Here is a 14961-nt window from a genome sequence, read left to right as displayed (position 1 = left end):
TATGTTCAATGTTGATGTCTGCATCATAGGTGCGGGCCCGGCAGGCATGGCTGCGGCCATCGAGTGTGCTAAGGCCGGTGCGAGTGTTGCCCTGCTTGACGAACAAGCACGCCCGGGTGGTCAGATCTACCGTGCCATCAAGGCCGACGGACATCCGCTGGGTGATGTTTTCGGTCCTGACTATCTCCGTGGTACCAGTCTGGTCGAGACGCTGGGCAGCGCAAAAATACAGCACATTACCGAAGCCACCATTTGGCGGGTTGACCCGGACAAAACCGTATACTGGAGCCGCTGCGGCAAAGCCAAGCAACTCAAGGCCCGGCGCATTATTCTGGCAACCGGGGCCCTTGAGCGCTCCTTCCCGTTTCCGGGCTGGACCCTGCCCGGTGTAATGACTGCCGGGGCCAGCCAGATCTTGCTAAAAACCGCCGGTATAGCCCCCAAACAGGCGGTGATGGTCGGTACTGGCCCGCTGCTATATTTATTGGCTGTCCAGTTAATCAATGCCGGGGCCAAGCCTGCTGCGATTGTCGATACCCAGTCGCCCAAGCAGTACCTGCAAGCCAGCCGCTTCGCCATTAACGCCCTTAAAGGTCACAAGTACCTCACCAAGGGCCTCAAGCTGCTCGGACAAATTCGCAAAGCCGGTGTTGCCCACTATACCCAGGCGACAGACATTTGCGTACATGGCAACGGAGATGGCCAGGGCAGTTCTGCCGACAAGGTCGAACAACTGAGCTTTCGCAGCGGCGGCAAGACAGTAATGCTTCCTGCAGCTACCGTCCTGAGCCATATTGGCGTGATCCCCAATGTCCAGCTGAGCCGGGCCATGGGACTGGAACATGACTGGGACCGCGTACAGCGTTGCTGGCGACCGCAGCTGGATGCGCACAATAACACGTCTTTGGACGGTGTCGCGATTGCCGGAGACAGCGGCGGGATCGGTGGTGCACTGGTGGCCGAATACCAGGGGCAGCTGGTCGCAGCCGAGGCACTTTACGCCCTGGGCTACCTGGACGAGGCACACTGGCAGCAGCAAACCCAGGCTCTGACACAGAGCATCAGGCAAGAAATCGCCATCCGGCCATTTCTCGATACCTTGTATGCCCCTCCTCAGCAAGCACTTACACCATCGGATAACACGATTGTCTGTCGTTGCGAGGAAGTCACTGCCGGTGAGATTCGCCATCATGCACGCGAGAAGTGCAATGGCATCAATCAGATCAAAACCTATACCCGTTGTGGCATGGGGCCCTGTCAGGGACGCTACTGCGGCCCGACTGTGGCAGAAATCATCGCCGACGAAACCCGCACTGACATTGCCAAGGTCGGCTATTACCGGATCCGTCATCCAATCAAACCGCTCAAGCTCGGCGAGCTGGCTAGCCTGACCCCGGTCAGTGAATCTTTTATTCAGCGATACCGGGCAAATCAAGGCGGCAGTAGTCCGGCGAAAACTACCCAGGCAGAGACTCAGAGCTCCATTCACACCACTAATCAAAACAAGGAAAGCAAGCATGACAGCCATCAAAAGGCAGTACACCAACCAGCGAATGAGTAAAGTCGTTATTCACAACGATACCGTCTACCTGTGCGGTCAGGTGGGTATCGCAGGGACCAGTGTGGCCGAGCAAACTCTCGAAGCTCTGCAAAGGGTTGAAACTTTACTGATTGAAGCTGGCAGCGACAGGCAACATGTTCTGCAAACAACGGTTTGGCTGGCTGACATGAGCGACTTTGACGAGATGAACCACGTTTGGGATCAATGGTTCGGAGAAGGTTTTGCGCCGGCCCGCGCCTGTGGCGAAGCCAAGCTGGCACGCCCGGAACTCAAGGTTGAGCTCATCGTAACGGCAGCTGTGAAGAAAGACTAATTTTGTTTTGTGACACATAGCTGCGCCATATCGCAATATGAAGGCTCGTTGCCCTGAGCCTTCATCTTATGTTGCAGTTACCGCAACAGCAATTAGCGCCCCGCCATCGGATGGCTCGGATCCAGCTGGAGCAAATCCCACAGGTTACCGTACAGATCTTCAAACACGGCCACCGTGCCATAGTCCTGCTCTTTAGGCTCCCGCACAAACTTTATCCCTTCGGCTTGCATCCTGTTGTAATCACGCCAGAAGTCATCGGTGCTGAGGAATAGAAACACCCTGCCACCGCTCTGGTTGCCAATAAAGGCTTCCTGCTCGGATTTTGAGGCTTTGGCCAGCAGAATGGTCGCGCCATTTGAGCCCGGAGGAGAAACAACAACCCAGCGCTTGTCCTGCTCGGGTTGATAGGTATCTTCCACCAACTCAAATTTCAACTTTTGAGTATAAAACTCAATAGCTTCGTCATAATCTTTAACGACCAGGGCAATATGAATTAAAGACTGTTTCACGCTCTACACTCCTCTTAGTGCAACCTAGTTTGTCGATGATAGAGGGTATCTCAAATTGACTTGCTTTACAGTGACTAAAGCCGTCAGCCAACTTGATCGTCGACTATTTCAACTCTCCCCAAATACCCTGCAGACATTATCCCGATATGTCACTGCCCTTTATTGTTCTATCGCTAGACATACATAAAAAATAAGCCAATATCTCAAAATGTGACCCTTAGCCGGGAAACATGATCCTTCCTTCGAGTTACGCCATATTTATATGCAACTCATGACACAAATCAACATTCAGTTGCATACTCTAATATATATCTCCATCTTGTTATCAACCACTGCTTATGAGGAAGCAATGAGCATATTTATCTCCATACTAGTGGTATCCATAGTCGGATTCGCCATTCTGAAAAAGTATAACGCGATCGCCACTTTGTTCTTGGGTGCGGCGGTATTAATGGCAGTCTGTGCCGCGATGGGCTTACCCGTTATTCCCGAAGCAAAGTCCAGTGGTAATGCCTGGCTGGATATCTTTGAATCAATGAACTTAATGTTCAACAACCGTTTCGGCGGCATGGGGCTGATCCTTTTTGCCTTGTTGGCCTACGCCCGCTATATGACCTACATCGGCGCCAACGACATTGTTATCAACAATGCGCTCAGACTACTGGGCGGTATCAACAAGCCCTACCTGCTACTGGCCGTGACGTTTCTTATCGGTAGCTTTATCTCGCTGGCAGGGTTCGGGGCAACCAGCCTCGCGGTATTGCTGATGTCGACACTGTTCCCGGTACTCAATGCGCTAGGACTGCCTGCGATTTCGATTGCTGCCGCTATCGCGACCACCGCCACCATCAGCTTCTCGCCACTGGCTGTCGACTCGGTGATTGCCGCTGAGAATGTTGGCATGTCGGTTGAAATCTATACTCTGAAATATCAAATTCCTCTGGCTATCCCAAGTATGCTGGCCATGGCGGCTGCCCACTACTTCTGGCAACAGTACATGGACAAAAAAGAAGGCTTGCTACAGCAGGGCAGCAGCAAGAAAGTGAACCTCAACAATGTCGATGTGAAGACATCAGAGATCGAAGGCAAGGCGCCTGGCTTTTATGGCTGGCTACCTATGCTGCCGATTATTGTCCTGGTCGTGACCAGTGGCGAGCTAGGCCTGGTTGAAGGCGTCACCATGAACATCGGCACCATTGCTATTCTTTGTCTGTTTACGGCAATGGCGCTGGAAGCCATTCGCCACCGCAGCGGCCGTACCGCGATGGAAGGCATGAGTGCGATTGTCAAAGGGATGGAAGATGCCCTGCCGGTTGTCTTGATCCTGGTGGGTGCAGGTGTCTTTGCCCAAGGCCTAAAGGCTATCGGTGCTATCAACTTGCTTATTGAAACTGCCTCGCAGGTCGGCTTCGGTGCAACGGCAATGATGTTGGCACTCGTTGGCCTGACCGGTGCCGTCGCGTTCCTGACCGGGTCGGGCAACGCGGCATTCTATGCGTTTGTTGAGCTGATCCCGAAAATTGCCGACGGCATGGGTATCAACGGTGTCTACCTGGTGATGCCAATGCAACAGGCATCCAATGCCTGTCGTGCCATGTCACCGGTTGCCGGGGTAATCGTTGCTTCATCCGGTATGGCAAAAGTCTCGCCGTTCGATCTGATCAAACGCACGATTCCACCAATCACATTCGGTCTGGCAGTTAACATCATCCTGAGTATTATCTTCCTGCCTATGGCAATCTAGCCATAATAAAAAGCCTGATTCCCGTGTTATGGGGATCAGGCTATTGAGTATCCAGCTTTATTGCGAAGCGTCGGCATTGCTACCGAAGCTTCCTTTGCTAAGTCATCAACACGCCATTCTGGGCAGACCACAATTCCTGATATAGCCCCTCCTGCTTAAGCAACTCATCATGACACCCTCGCTGAACCAGCTGCCCATTATCGAGTACCAAAATCTGGTCGGCATCCCGAATAGTACTCAGACGATGGGCTATCATAATCACGGTTTTATCTTTCACCAGTTCGGATAACGCTTGCTGGATATAGTACTGAGTAATGGCATCGACAGAGGCTGTGGCTTCATCAAGCAAGATGATTGGCGCATCTTTCAGCAGTGCCCGGGCAATAGAAAGTCGCTGCCTTTCACCGCCAGACAAGCTGGCTCCGCTCTCACCAATATGTGTCTGATAGCCTGCCGGTAATCGGTTAATGAACTCGTCACAATGTGCCATCTTACAAGAGGAAAACACCTCTTCATCACTGGCCGTCGGCCGACCAATACGTACATTGTCCATAATGGTGCCGTCAAACAGCTGTACCTGCTGAAACACCATGCTGATGTGCTGATAAAGCCCTTCGGAACCTAACGCCTTAACGTCTTTAGCTCCGACCGTGATAGTGCCCTGATCCGGATCGTAAAAACGTGCCAGCAGGTTCATCACGGTGCTCTTACCGCTACCGGATGGCCCGACAATCGCCGTCACGGCCTGATGCCGAGCAGTAAAGCTCACATTATGCAGTACTGGCGTCGACTCATAACCAAAACTCACACCGTCGAAACAGACTGAATACTCGTTGATCTCGGCAGCTTGCTCAGGTTCACTCAACAACACTTCATCATAAAGCCCTTCCAGCTTACCTTCACACTGCACTGCATAACGTAGTATGGTCAGATGCTGGCCCATTTCGAGCAAGGGAGAGATCACGCGATGGGCAAGCAGCATAAACAGCAGCAACGTCAACGGGCTCGCGCTACCGGCGTCTATCTTATTCGCAGCAATCAGTAAAAACACCACCAACCCGAGCTCAAGCAACAGCCGGTAGAGCACAACCGGGAGGGCCCCCCACTGCTCAACCTTAATCGACATACGGATCATCTCATCGAAATGACGATAAAGCTTGCCCAGCCACAGCTCAGCGCGATGATAGAGCCGCAACGTCTTGATGCCACTCACAAACTCAACAATCAGACCTGATGTATCGCGATACACCGCTTGTTTATCCTGGCTCATCCGGACAAACAGCTTGCGTGTCACCTGCAACACCCAGAAGGCAAACGGCATACCGATAATCAGGCTGAGCGCCAGCTGCCAGTCAACCCACATCAAACCCGCCACCAACACCACGGGGATCAGTAAGGTCGTCAGTACCTCAATCACCAAATGGGTGAAAATGTTTTCGATCCGCAACACATCGTCAGTCACCATATCGGTCAACTGGCCGGTACGATAACGATACAGTGCGCCCAACGGCAACTGGTGCACCCGATCAAGCAGCTTCTCCCGGTATCCCCCCATGATCGAATAGCTACCGAGAAAGCTATTTTTCTGTCCGTGTATCGCACAAAATAGCTGAAGAGCAAAAATACCCACCAGCAATGCCGTTACCATGACGATCGAAGGCGTCACCTCACTACTGCCACCAACATCAGCCATCAATACCGTCTGCAGCCACCAGAAACAGACCAGCATCGGCAGTACATCCAGCAAACGCTCGGCAATACGCCACATCAATCCGCTCAACAGTTGCGAAGATGACCGCTCACTACGCTGAATCACCCGTAGAACAACGCTCCAAATACTATCAACCTTCATGGGCCACCTCCTTTACAGCGGCTTGGCGTTTAACGGCACCGATAGACCAATTGTCACTGTCATTTTGCAATTGCCAGATCTGCCGGTAGTAATCACTGGCACTCAGAAGATGAGCATGGCTACCCTGCGACTGAATAAGTCCGCCTTCAATGATGCCGATGAGATCAGCACTTTCGAGACCGTAAGTACGATGAGCAATCACCAGCACCGTCTTCTCCGGATAGTGCTTTTTCAACGCATGGTAGAATGCCTTTTGGGTCAGGCTATCGGCAAAAGCTGTAGCCTCATCGAGCACAAGGATAGGCGTATCGGCAAGCAACGCCCGAGCCAATGCAATACGCTGCTTTTCACCGCCAGACAGGCGAACGCCCTGCTCCTGCAATTTAGTTTCGTAACCTTCCGGCAAGCGTCGAATCAGCTCCTGCGCTTGTGCGACTGCAACGGCTTGATGCATGTCTTGCTCGGAAATACCATCACGAGCCAGTTGCAGGTTGTCTCGAATAGTCCCTTTGAACAAAAACACATCCTGCGAAGCCACTGCAATCAGTGACGCGCGCTGTTGGTTATCCAGTCCCGAGACTGGCACCCCGTTGATCTGCACTTCGCCGCTATCAGGTACCAGCAAACCTGCCAGCAACTGGGCCAAAGTCGATTTTCCGCCCCCGGATCGCCCCATCAGAACAGTGGTTGTCCCCGGCGCCAGGGTTAGGTTGATACCGTTCAGCACCGGCAAGTCGTCATAGCCAAACGAAACATCTTTAAAAACCACCTGCAAAGGTGTCTCCAGCGCCGTTGGTAGTGATGCATTCTCGGTCGTTGGCGCAGACATGATCGGGGCAAGTCGTTTAACTCCGGCCAACACCTCTTTAATTTCAGTGAAAAAGTGGTTGATCTTAAGCAAGGGGCGTAGCATTCCTGCCCCAAGCAGTACCGCCATCAGAACATCGAGCAAACGCACTTCACCAGCCTGATAGAGCACCATCGCAACAGGCAAAATCACCAGCAGGTTTGCCCCCAGCAAGCAGGTAAACAACGCCCACCTGGGCACCGTCACCTTGGTAATCTTCGCCACCATGCCATAATACCGGTCGAGACTGTCCACCATCGCTTTAAAGCGACGACTGTCTTGCTGAAACAGTTTCATCACCGGCATGTTGCGCAGGTACTCTACCGTGGTGCTATTGAGGCTCACCGATGCCTGGTGATACTCGTCATAGAGTTGATCCATCCCGCGCATCACCAGCATTGAACTGAGCACCGCCAGCGGCGCGACCAGCAAACTAGCCAGTGCCAGACGCCAATCCACCCACAGTAAATAGCCGGTCACCACCACCGGACCAATAGCCGACACCGACACTTCTACCGTATGGTGGGCAACGAAGTTCTCCACCCGCTCAACATCCTGGAGCACAGCCAGTTTCAGCTGGCCGGAGTGGTATTTTTGCAGCCAATGTACCGGAGCCCAGGCAAGGCGAGTAACAAGAAGGCGGCGGGTATAGGTCAAAATGCCAAATGCAGCCTTGTGGCTCAGCCCGTAAGCAAGCGCATACACCATAGTTTTTGCCGCCAGAGCCACCATCATCCATAACGCCGAGTGATAGAGCGCGATTGTCAGTTCAGGGGAAGAAAGATCATGCTGGTAGTATCCGAGCACGGCTTCCATTGCCTGAAAAACAAGCAAGAATGGCAGTAACTCGAGCAATGCGGCAAAACAGGTAAATATCATCGAGGCAGAAAGACACCCTTGCTGGACCTTTACCAATCGCCATAAGGTCAGCCAGCCAGTGTCATCATCCAAATTAGACATAGTCGTAATTCCTTCACAACAACAGGAAACAATCCGACAGATCATAAATTTCCATCTGCGCACAAGCTACCCAGATCAGTAGCCGCCTGCCCCAATCGGATCAATAGGCTAGAACTCAACCCAATACAGGGATGTCCATCCCGATAGGGACGCTCTCATTAACCTACTCGGGGCTTTTCCGCCCGATACGGGTAGTGCTGTTTATTCACCGCTTACATAATTGCAGATATTTTTCTTGAGCAGGCGCTGGGCGGACCTTAGAAGCTTGTCAGAAACATTCATTTTCTGCCTGCAAAGACATGGCTAGCAACGGATCTGGCAAGACCCTTTTAGACGCACCTCGATCAGTGAATAACCCTTCCGCTAGAGGGCTGAAACTCAATCAACGGCTGATATAGCCCCTGTATCTCACTAATTCTTGGTAATTGTATGGAGTAATAATGAACCAACAACCTCGCCTGACGGTTAAAGATCTTATCAATGTCGGAATCTACTCGGTTCTGTATTTCTTCATCATGATCATCATTGGTTTCTTAGGCTTTATACCCGTTTTTATCCCTTTGCTTGCAGTCATTCCCGCTTTGTTAGGCGGTATTCCGTTCATGCTGTTCCTGACGCGGGTCGACAAGTTCGGAATGGTGACGTTACTAGGCTCCATCAATGGGATATTAATGTTTATCGCAGGTATGGGCTATTGGGCTTGCCTCACTGGCTTGTTGTTTGGCTTAATCGCAGACCTCGTTCTTGCTCGCGGACAATACAAAAGCCCGAAATTGAGCTTGTGTGGATACACCTTGTTTAGTGGTTGGGTAATTGGAAACTTTATCCCCTTCTTTGTTGGTCGCGAAGAATACTTTGCCATGTTGAAACAAGGTTATAGTGAGTCTTACGCACAGCAGTTAGAAGCCTTATTACCAATGTGGTCACTGCCGTTTTTATTTGTAGCGTGCATTTTATGTGGTGCTATTGGCAGCGTTATCGGTAAGCGTACTTGTGCTAATCAGTTTAAACGCGCAGGTATAATTTAATGCTATTGAACAGTCACTCTTTGCAACGGCGATTCAGGCTAGACCCGCGAACCAAGATTTTATTGCTACTGAGCATCAGCGTATTTGTAGTCAGCGGGGTAGCTGGCAACGATGCCTGGGTTCGCTCATCTACCTATCTATTGGCAGTAATCCCCTTATTGCTTTTAGGGCTAGAAGGACGTTTATATTTAGCCGGATGTTATGGTGCAATATACGGCGCCTGTCTATACATAGCCTATGTACTGGTGCCCATCACAGAGGGGTTAACTAACTCCATGCTGCTGGTATTAGTCGGAGTGTTTACGCGAATTCTGCCCGCGATATTTTCGGGAATATATCTCGTCTCTACAACAACAGTGAGCGAATTCTTGGCTGCTTGTCGTAAGCTTGGCCTGCCGCAACAAATGACGATTCCACTCGCTGTTGTATTTCGTTTCTTTCCGACCTTTTTCTCCGAAGCTATCGCGATTGAAAAAAGCTTGGCAATGCGCGGCTTGCGTTTCAAGCATATTATCCGGTTAAGGCTGTTGCCGCTTCTGATCAACACCACTCGCATTGGTGAAGAATTATCTGCAGCCGCATTAAGCCGCGGGTTATCTGCCTCAGTAAAGCGCAGCGAACGTCAATCACTAACATTTTCTTGGTGCGATTATCTTGTATTGACGATCGTAGCCTTACCTCTTTATTTGTTTTTCATCTCTTTGTTGTTCGGATAGGTTTATGAATTCAGTTACTTCAAATACCGAGTTGCTAAATTTGCGCAATGTCAGCGTACGCTACGAACATCATGATACTTCGTGCTGGAGCCTTAAAAACATTGACTTGCAGATAGCCAAAGGTGAAGTCGTTCTGTTTTGCGGTGCATCTGGTTGTGGCAAAAGTACCTTGCTGCGACTAGCAAATGGCTTAATTCCGCACTACTTCGATGCTGATGTAGAGGGAAGCATTCAAATGCAGGGGAAAGCTCTCGAACACTTTAATTTGGCATTAATGGCAAGGCAAGTTGGTAGCGTTTTTCAAAATCCATCGAGCCAGTTCTTTGCCACAACAATAGAGGACGAGCTGGCCTTTGCTCTCGTAAATCAAGGCTATCCAGTTGCATCAATCAACCAGCGCCTTGCTGAGGTTGCCGAGCAGTTTTCGTTACAGGCGCAGTTACCCCAATCTATCTTTGATCTCTCTAGTGGCCAGCAACAAAAGCTGGCATGCGCCTCGGCCAGCATGCTGAACCCTGATGTTTATGTGCTTGATGAACCCTCTGCCAATTTAGATGCCGAGGGCATCGCCATGTTACGCGCGACGATTCAGCAGTGGCGTGCACAAGGGAAGACGATTCTGGTCGCCGAGCATCGCTTATATTACCTGAATGGCTTGGTTGATCGTGTGGTTCATATGGCCGAAGGTCAGATCCTGGAGACGGTGACCGGAAAGCAATTCTTTTCTCGTTCGGGCGACTCTTTAAAGCTACAGGGGCTACGACCCGCCCACTTTACCGACCTTTGCTGCTCAACCTCAACGACAAGCAAGTTAGCTGATAGTTATCAGTTATCGCCCATTCAATTAGGCAAAAACAGACAAACGTGGCTTGATATGCCGTCCCTTTCTTTACCTAAAGGGCAAGTGACGACCATTATCGGTGCAAATGGCGCAGGCAAGTCCAGTTTAATGAAGGTGCTTGCCGGACAGCAACGTGACAAAGTGATGCTTAGCGACAATCAAACACAATGGCATTGGCGAGCACGCCGGCGGCACAGCTTCTTTGTATCCCAACACGTTCATCAGCAGTTGATAGCCGATTCAGTGTTAGAAGAAATCCAGCTTAGTATGCCAGAACCTGCCGAGCATGGAGCGCGAGAGTGGTTACAGCAGGTGGGGTTAGAAGAATTAGCCGATAAACACCCGTTAGCACTGTCTCGAGGCCAACAACAGCGTTTAGCACTGTTAACAGCCTTAGCCAGTGAACGAGAACTGCTACTGTTAGATGAACCTACCAGCGGGTTGGACTGGCGCAATATGGCAGCACTTGCCGAACTTATCCGGAAAGCCTGTCATTGCAACCGAACCGTTGTAGTAATTAGTCATGACCCTGAATTTATCACCCGGGTAAGTCAACAAGTATTGGTGCTTGAATCTGGCTATTTGAAATCACAGTTTGATGTTGGGGCAGATCAAGGTCAGCAATTGCTAACTGAGCTTCGGTCATTTCAGAAGTTAAGCGCACTCGATGCTTAACTCAAAACCACTCTTAATTGCCTCTTCCTAATAACCGCCACCTTCCGGTGGCGTTTCTTTTTGGTAACAAATCTATCCGTTTCGGGTTTGAAATATCTCTTTCGGGTAGCAGCAGATCCCCTCAACCAAGACAATTGCGCGAATGATTATTAATAACAACATAAATTGCAATTTCAAGGAGTACGAGAGGTATGCAAGCCGCACCATTACAGGGGCAAGGTCTATCAGACTTAAATAAGCCAACCCGCACACACAACATCAATAAACTCGCGCTACTAGTGAAAACAGGACTCCTCTGCACCGCTATCAGCACAACATCCAATGTACTGGCCAACACCAACGAAAAGGCGCAAAGTCAATCTTCGGAGCTGGAGGTCATCACGGTTACTGCCGAAAAACGTAATGCCGACATCATGGATGTTAGCTCCAGTGTTTCCGCAATTACCGACTCGGATTTGAAAGATGCCGAGATCAGCTCCATTACAGAGCTGAGCCAACATGTACCTAACCTGCACATTTTTACCTGGGGGGGCTCACGAGAAAACAACATCTTCATTCGGGGTATCGGTCCGGGCCTATTCACCGATCCTACCGTAGGTTTTTATGTCGATGGGGTTAACTATACCAGTAACGGTATGTTTGACCTGGATCTCACTGATGCCGAACGTATTGAGGTACTACGTGGGCCTCAGGGAACGCTTTATGGTGGTAACTCTCTGGCTGGTATCATCAACGTGATCACCAAAAAGCCAGACAATTTCACTGATGCCCGCGTATCCGTCACCGCCGATACCCTTGAGCGCCGTAAGATCAGTGTCGGCGTGAATTCTCCCCTGATCGAAGATGAATTATACGGTGGACTGAGCCTCGCTCTTACCGATAACAATGGCCATCTGACCAACATCCATAACGGTAAAGACTACGGAGCCAGAGAGGATCTTGTTGCTCGGGCAAAGCTACGTTGGGAACCGACCTATACCTTTGAGTCTGACCTTATTCTTGATTTCCAGCGATTGCGTGGCGATTCTTATGCCCTGGGGAGTGCAGCCTTTATCAAAAACAACCCCGACAAAGTCGACCACAACTATGACGGCGAAGATAATCGCGATGCCTACGGTATTACACTCGTGATGAAAAACAAGTTCAGCCGTTTTGATTTCACCTCCATTACCGGATGGCGTGATTGGGACAGCTACAACTCTGCCGACCAGGATGCCAGCAGCCAGACGGACTATATCTACCACAACATTGCCGAAGAAGAACAGAAGCAGTTATCGCAAGAACTTCGCTGGGCCTCAAACACCGCGAGCAATTTGCAATGGCTGGCTGGCCTTTACGGCTACTATGCCGAGTATAAAACCAAGGGCACCAACATGCTCGACTACACAGCCATTGGCTGGGGAGGCCCTTACACCGACTATACCAACGTGGATAAGGAAAACTCAGGCTACGCTGTCTTCGGTCAGGTTGACTACAGTCTGACTGAGCGTTTGACCTTAACGGCAGGTCTGCGGGTTGATATAGAAAAACGCAAAGCCGATATCCAGGCCAACAACCAGAGTAGCCCGAGCGTCAACATCAAGGGTGACAAGGACTTTAACGAATGGCTGCCAAAAGTGGGAGTTTCTTACACTCCTGACAACAGCTCCTTGATCTACGGGACTATCAGCCAAGGCTACCGTGCCGGTGGTTTTGACCATTTGTATCCGAATCAGGACGATCCAACATACGATTCTGAAACCAGTACCAACTACGAGCTGGGCTACAAAGCACCTTTCCTCGACAACTCGCTGGAACTCAGTACGGCCCTGTTCTATATCGACATCAAAGATCAGCAGGTCCAGCAACTGGTTCAGAGCACCAATACCATCATGACAGATAACGCCGGCCGTGGCCGCAGCCAGGGTATTGAATTTGAAACCCGCTACACTCCGGCACCTGGCTGGTTGATGGAACTTGGCGGCAGCTATACCAATGCTGAGTACAAAGACTACGAGAACTGCGCGATGACCAGCTTGCAAAGCTGCAGCGGCAATAAGATGGTTAACACCCCTGAGCTAACAGCCAACTTCGCCTTGCAGAACACCCGTCCGCTGACGGAGCAGCTGTCACTGTTCAGCCGTTTGGATGTCATTCATGTCGGCGAGTACTACTTCAATAGCCTGAACACCCTCAAACAAGACCCATACCAACTCGTCAATGTTAAGCTGGGCGTTGAAGCTCAGTACTGGGATGTCTACCTGTGGGCGAAGAATGCGCTCGATGAATATTACTCCACCGTAGAGTTCGACTTTGGCTCCGGCCATACCGTCGAAGCCGGCGATCCACAAAGCTTTGGCCTGACGTTCAACGCTTACTACTAATACATCGATCTCAGCCTAGATCACTAATAATAGGAGAAGGTCCTGCCTGGGCCTCTCCTGCCCAATCTCCTGTTCACTCATTCCTTTCAAGAATCTAGTTGATAATAGATATCATTTACATCTCTTGATATGATTTGCTATCATCCGTTCAATAACTTAATTGCCAGAATAAGCCAATGTAATCATATGGCTGCTAGGAATACGAGGTTGCCATGTGCTCTGCCAATACTGCCGTGTCATTGCCCACACTATCACAGGAAATGCCTGCTCCGCTGGAAAGTGATAGCTTTATTGAACTCCAGCCCGGCCTGGCAGTGTGTATTTCTCATTCGAACACCATGTGCCTTACCGACGCATTCCCTAGCGACAAAGACTATATCCACCTCAATTGCATTCTCAAAGGCGGGTTCCGGGCAAGCGTAAAAGACGCATCGATACATCTTCTGGAAGGAGACTCGATCATGGGCTTTTCTGACGGCGAGATGTTCCACCTGATAAACTCCCCGGCTTTTAGCAACCTGGACGTGATGGTTACCCCACAACTACTTGCCAGCCTGGCCGGTCCCGAGCTGGTCGGTATGGATCTCGGTGGTGACATTCCATTTTTTATCAAAGGGTCAGTCAACCACCAGAAAGTCAAAGCGGCAGCGATGCAGATTTCATCACTAGCCTATCAGCAACCCCAGTGCAAGCTGCTGCTACATTCTGCCGTTCTGGACTTTATCTACTGGCAACTCACTGCAATCACCTGCCCCCATAGCAAAACAAGGCTATCTGCTCGGGAAAAACATCAGCTGGAAACCGCACGGGAATACCTGCTCAGGGATCTCAGCCTCGCCCCGACGATTGCCGATATTTCAAATGCCGTCGGCCTTAATCAGTGCAAACTAAAAAAAGGCTTTAAAACTCTCTATGGCAACAGCATCTATGCCCATTTCCAGGCAGAGCGTATGAAAAAAGCCAGGCAGCTACTGAGAGACAACAACGTTACCGAAACAGCCATGATACTCGGCTACAGCAACGTCAGTCACTTCAGTGCCGCCTTTCGCAAACAGTTCAACATTCAACCACGTGATGCCCGCAAAGAAGCCATTCCCTCTCTGTCCATCGGGCAATACTAGGTACATCAACGCACCACAAAAACTGAACAGGGTGCATGTCTCACCACCTTGGCGGCATTCGAGCCCAGCAGGTACGAGCGGAGCTTCGGCTTGGCCGAAGCCATCACAATCGCATCAACCTGACTTTTCTTTGCCTGGGCCACAACTTCGTCAAACACGACACCGCTGCGGATTATCCCGCAGCCGCGGTGCTTTTCCGGCACCAGACGCTCAAGCATCGCCTGCACCGCCAAGCGGGTATTGGCATTTTTGCCCGAAAAAGTATCGCCCGATACTGTCGGAACCATGCTGTGATGCACCCGGACATCATCGACAAACAGCATATCAATCACCCCATCGTCGGCGAGCAGCTTCAGTGCCATATCGACTTCTTTCTCAACCACATCGGGGAAGGCGAGATCCACAGGCATCAGTACATGTTTAAGACTCAT

At 50.7% G+C, this 14961-nt stretch carries 12 protein-coding genes; 8 read left to right on the top strand and 4 right to left on the bottom strand.

All coding sequences use genetic code 11. The features are described 5' to 3' along the window. Position 1: 1 nt before the first annotated feature. Positions 2-1561 (top strand): FAD/NAD(P)-dependent oxidoreductase, encoded by a 1560-nt coding sequence (locus L4D19_RS03595; RefSeq protein WP_428451233.1) that lies wholly within the window; start codon positions 2-4, stop codon positions 1559-1561. Next, entirely contained in the window at positions 1518-1874 is a 357-nt protein-coding gene (locus tag L4D19_RS03590; protein WP_239411240.1) for a RidA family protein, read from the top strand. Before L4D19_RS03595 ends, L4D19_RS03590 begins: the two co-directional genes overlap by 44 nt. A 92-nt stretch (positions 1875-1966) precedes the next feature. On the opposite strand, the gene L4D19_RS03585 is transcribed toward L4D19_RS03590, so the two are convergent. Beyond that, positions 1967-2383, bottom strand: coding sequence for a VOC family protein (locus tag L4D19_RS03585; RefSeq protein WP_428451232.1), 417 nt, complete (start codon positions 2381-2383; stop codon positions 1967-1969). A gap of 349 nt (positions 2384-2732) precedes the next feature. Here L4D19_RS03585 and dcuC point away from each other — a divergent pair, with 349 nt between their 5' ends. Further along, the gene (dcuC, locus tag L4D19_RS03580) at positions 2733-4127 is read left to right on the top strand and encodes a C4-dicarboxylate transporter DcuC (RefSeq protein WP_428451231.1); all 1395 of its coding nucleotides are present in this window, start codon (positions 2733-2735) and stop codon (positions 4125-4127) included. Positions 4128-4224: 97 nt separating this feature from the next. Here the strand turns inward: dcuC and L4D19_RS03575 are convergent, their stop codons facing one another. Together L4D19_RS03575 and L4D19_RS03570 are read right to left on the bottom strand one after the other, a co-directional pair. Then, on the bottom strand, positions 4225-5979 hold the full coding sequence (locus tag L4D19_RS03575) for an ABC transporter ATP-binding protein (RefSeq protein ID WP_428451230.1): 1755 nt from the start codon (positions 5977-5979) through the stop codon (positions 4225-4227). Next, complete coding sequence (locus L4D19_RS03570; protein ID WP_428451229.1) at positions 5969-7786, bottom strand: ABC transporter ATP-binding protein; 1818 nt, start codon at positions 7784-7786, stop codon at positions 5969-5971. Before L4D19_RS03570 ends, L4D19_RS03575 begins: the two co-directional genes overlap by 11 nt. A gap of 440 nt (positions 7787-8226) precedes the next feature. On the opposite strand from L4D19_RS03570, the gene L4D19_RS03565 reads away from it, so the two are divergent. The 5 genes from L4D19_RS03565 to L4D19_RS03545 all read left to right on the top strand — a co-directional run bounded on the left by L4D19_RS03565 (position 8227) and on the right by L4D19_RS03545 (position 14530). Beyond that, positions 8227-8814: an MptD family putative ECF transporter S component gene (locus tag L4D19_RS03565; RefSeq protein WP_428451228.1), complete on the top strand. Its 588-nt coding sequence runs from the start codon at positions 8227-8229 to the stop codon at positions 8812-8814. Further along, the gene (locus L4D19_RS03560) at positions 8814-9530 is read left to right on the top strand and encodes an energy-coupling factor transporter transmembrane component T (RefSeq protein WP_428451227.1); all 717 of its coding nucleotides are present in this window, start codon (positions 8814-8816) and stop codon (positions 9528-9530) included. Before L4D19_RS03565 ends, L4D19_RS03560 begins: the two co-directional genes overlap by 1 nt. A 4-nt stretch (positions 9531-9534) precedes the next feature. Continuing rightward, positions 9535-11046, top strand: coding sequence for an ABC transporter ATP-binding protein (locus tag L4D19_RS03555; RefSeq protein ID WP_428451226.1), 1512 nt, complete (start codon positions 9535-9537; stop codon positions 11044-11046). Between the two features lie 191 nt (positions 11047-11237). Further along, on the top strand, positions 11238-13409 hold the full coding sequence (locus L4D19_RS03550) for a TonB-dependent receptor (RefSeq protein ID WP_428451225.1): 2172 nt from the start codon (positions 11238-11240) through the stop codon (positions 13407-13409). Positions 13410-13621: 212 nt separating this feature from the next. Next, entirely contained in the window at positions 13622-14530 is a 909-nt protein-coding gene (locus L4D19_RS03545) for a helix-turn-helix transcriptional regulator (protein ID WP_428451224.1), read from the top strand. A gap of 5 nt (positions 14531-14535) precedes the next feature. Here L4D19_RS03545 and L4D19_RS03540 read toward each other — a convergent pair whose 3' ends face one another. After that, entirely contained in the window at positions 14536-14961 is a 426-nt protein-coding gene (locus tag L4D19_RS03540) for a universal stress protein (RefSeq protein WP_428451223.1), read from the bottom strand.

Origin of the sequence: Photobacterium kasasachensis (assembly GCF_050336885.1) — a bacterium.
GTDB classification, from domain to species: domain Bacteria; phylum Pseudomonadota; class Gammaproteobacteria; order Enterobacterales; family Vibrionaceae; genus Photobacterium; species Photobacterium kasasachensis.
Note: the sequence above shows the minus strand (reverse complement) of the source record. Positions and strands in the feature narration are given on the sequence as shown.

What these genes read in the sequence shown, in the direction of transcription:
- L4D19_RS03595 (WP_428451233.1), top strand. Translation starts at nt 2, where the DNA reads ATGTTCAATGTTGATGTCTGCATCATAGGTGCGGGCCCGGCAGGCATG.
- L4D19_RS03590 (WP_239411240.1), top strand. Translation starts at nt 1,518, where the DNA reads ATGACAGCCATCAAAAGGCAGTACACCAACCAGCGAATGAGTAAAGTC.
- dcuC (WP_428451231.1), top strand. Translation starts at nt 2,733, where the DNA reads ATGAGCATATTTATCTCCATACTAGTGGTATCCATAGTCGGATTCGCC.
- L4D19_RS03575 (WP_428451230.1), bottom strand. Translation starts at nt 5,979, where the DNA reads ATGAAGGTTGATAGTATTTGGAGCGTTGTTCTACGGGTGATTCAGCGT.
- L4D19_RS03570 (WP_428451229.1), bottom strand. Translation starts at nt 7,786, where the DNA reads ATGTCTAATTTGGATGATGACACTGGCTGGCTGACCTTATGGCGATTG.
- L4D19_RS03565 (WP_428451228.1), top strand. Translation starts at nt 8,227, where the DNA reads ATGAACCAACAACCTCGCCTGACGGTTAAAGATCTTATCAATGTCGGA.
- L4D19_RS03560 (WP_428451227.1), top strand. Translation starts at nt 8,814, where the DNA reads ATGCTATTGAACAGTCACTCTTTGCAACGGCGATTCAGGCTAGACCCG.
- L4D19_RS03555 (WP_428451226.1), top strand. Translation starts at nt 9,535, where the DNA reads ATGAATTCAGTTACTTCAAATACCGAGTTGCTAAATTTGCGCAATGTC.
- L4D19_RS03550 (WP_428451225.1), top strand. Translation starts at nt 11,238, where the DNA reads ATGCAAGCCGCACCATTACAGGGGCAAGGTCTATCAGACTTAAATAAG.
- L4D19_RS03545 (WP_428451224.1), top strand. Translation starts at nt 13,622, where the DNA reads ATGTGCTCTGCCAATACTGCCGTGTCATTGCCCACACTATCACAGGAA.
- L4D19_RS03540 (WP_428451223.1), bottom strand. Translation starts at nt 14,961, where the DNA reads ATGAGTCTTAAACATGTACTGATGCCTGTGGATCTCGCCTTCCCCGAT.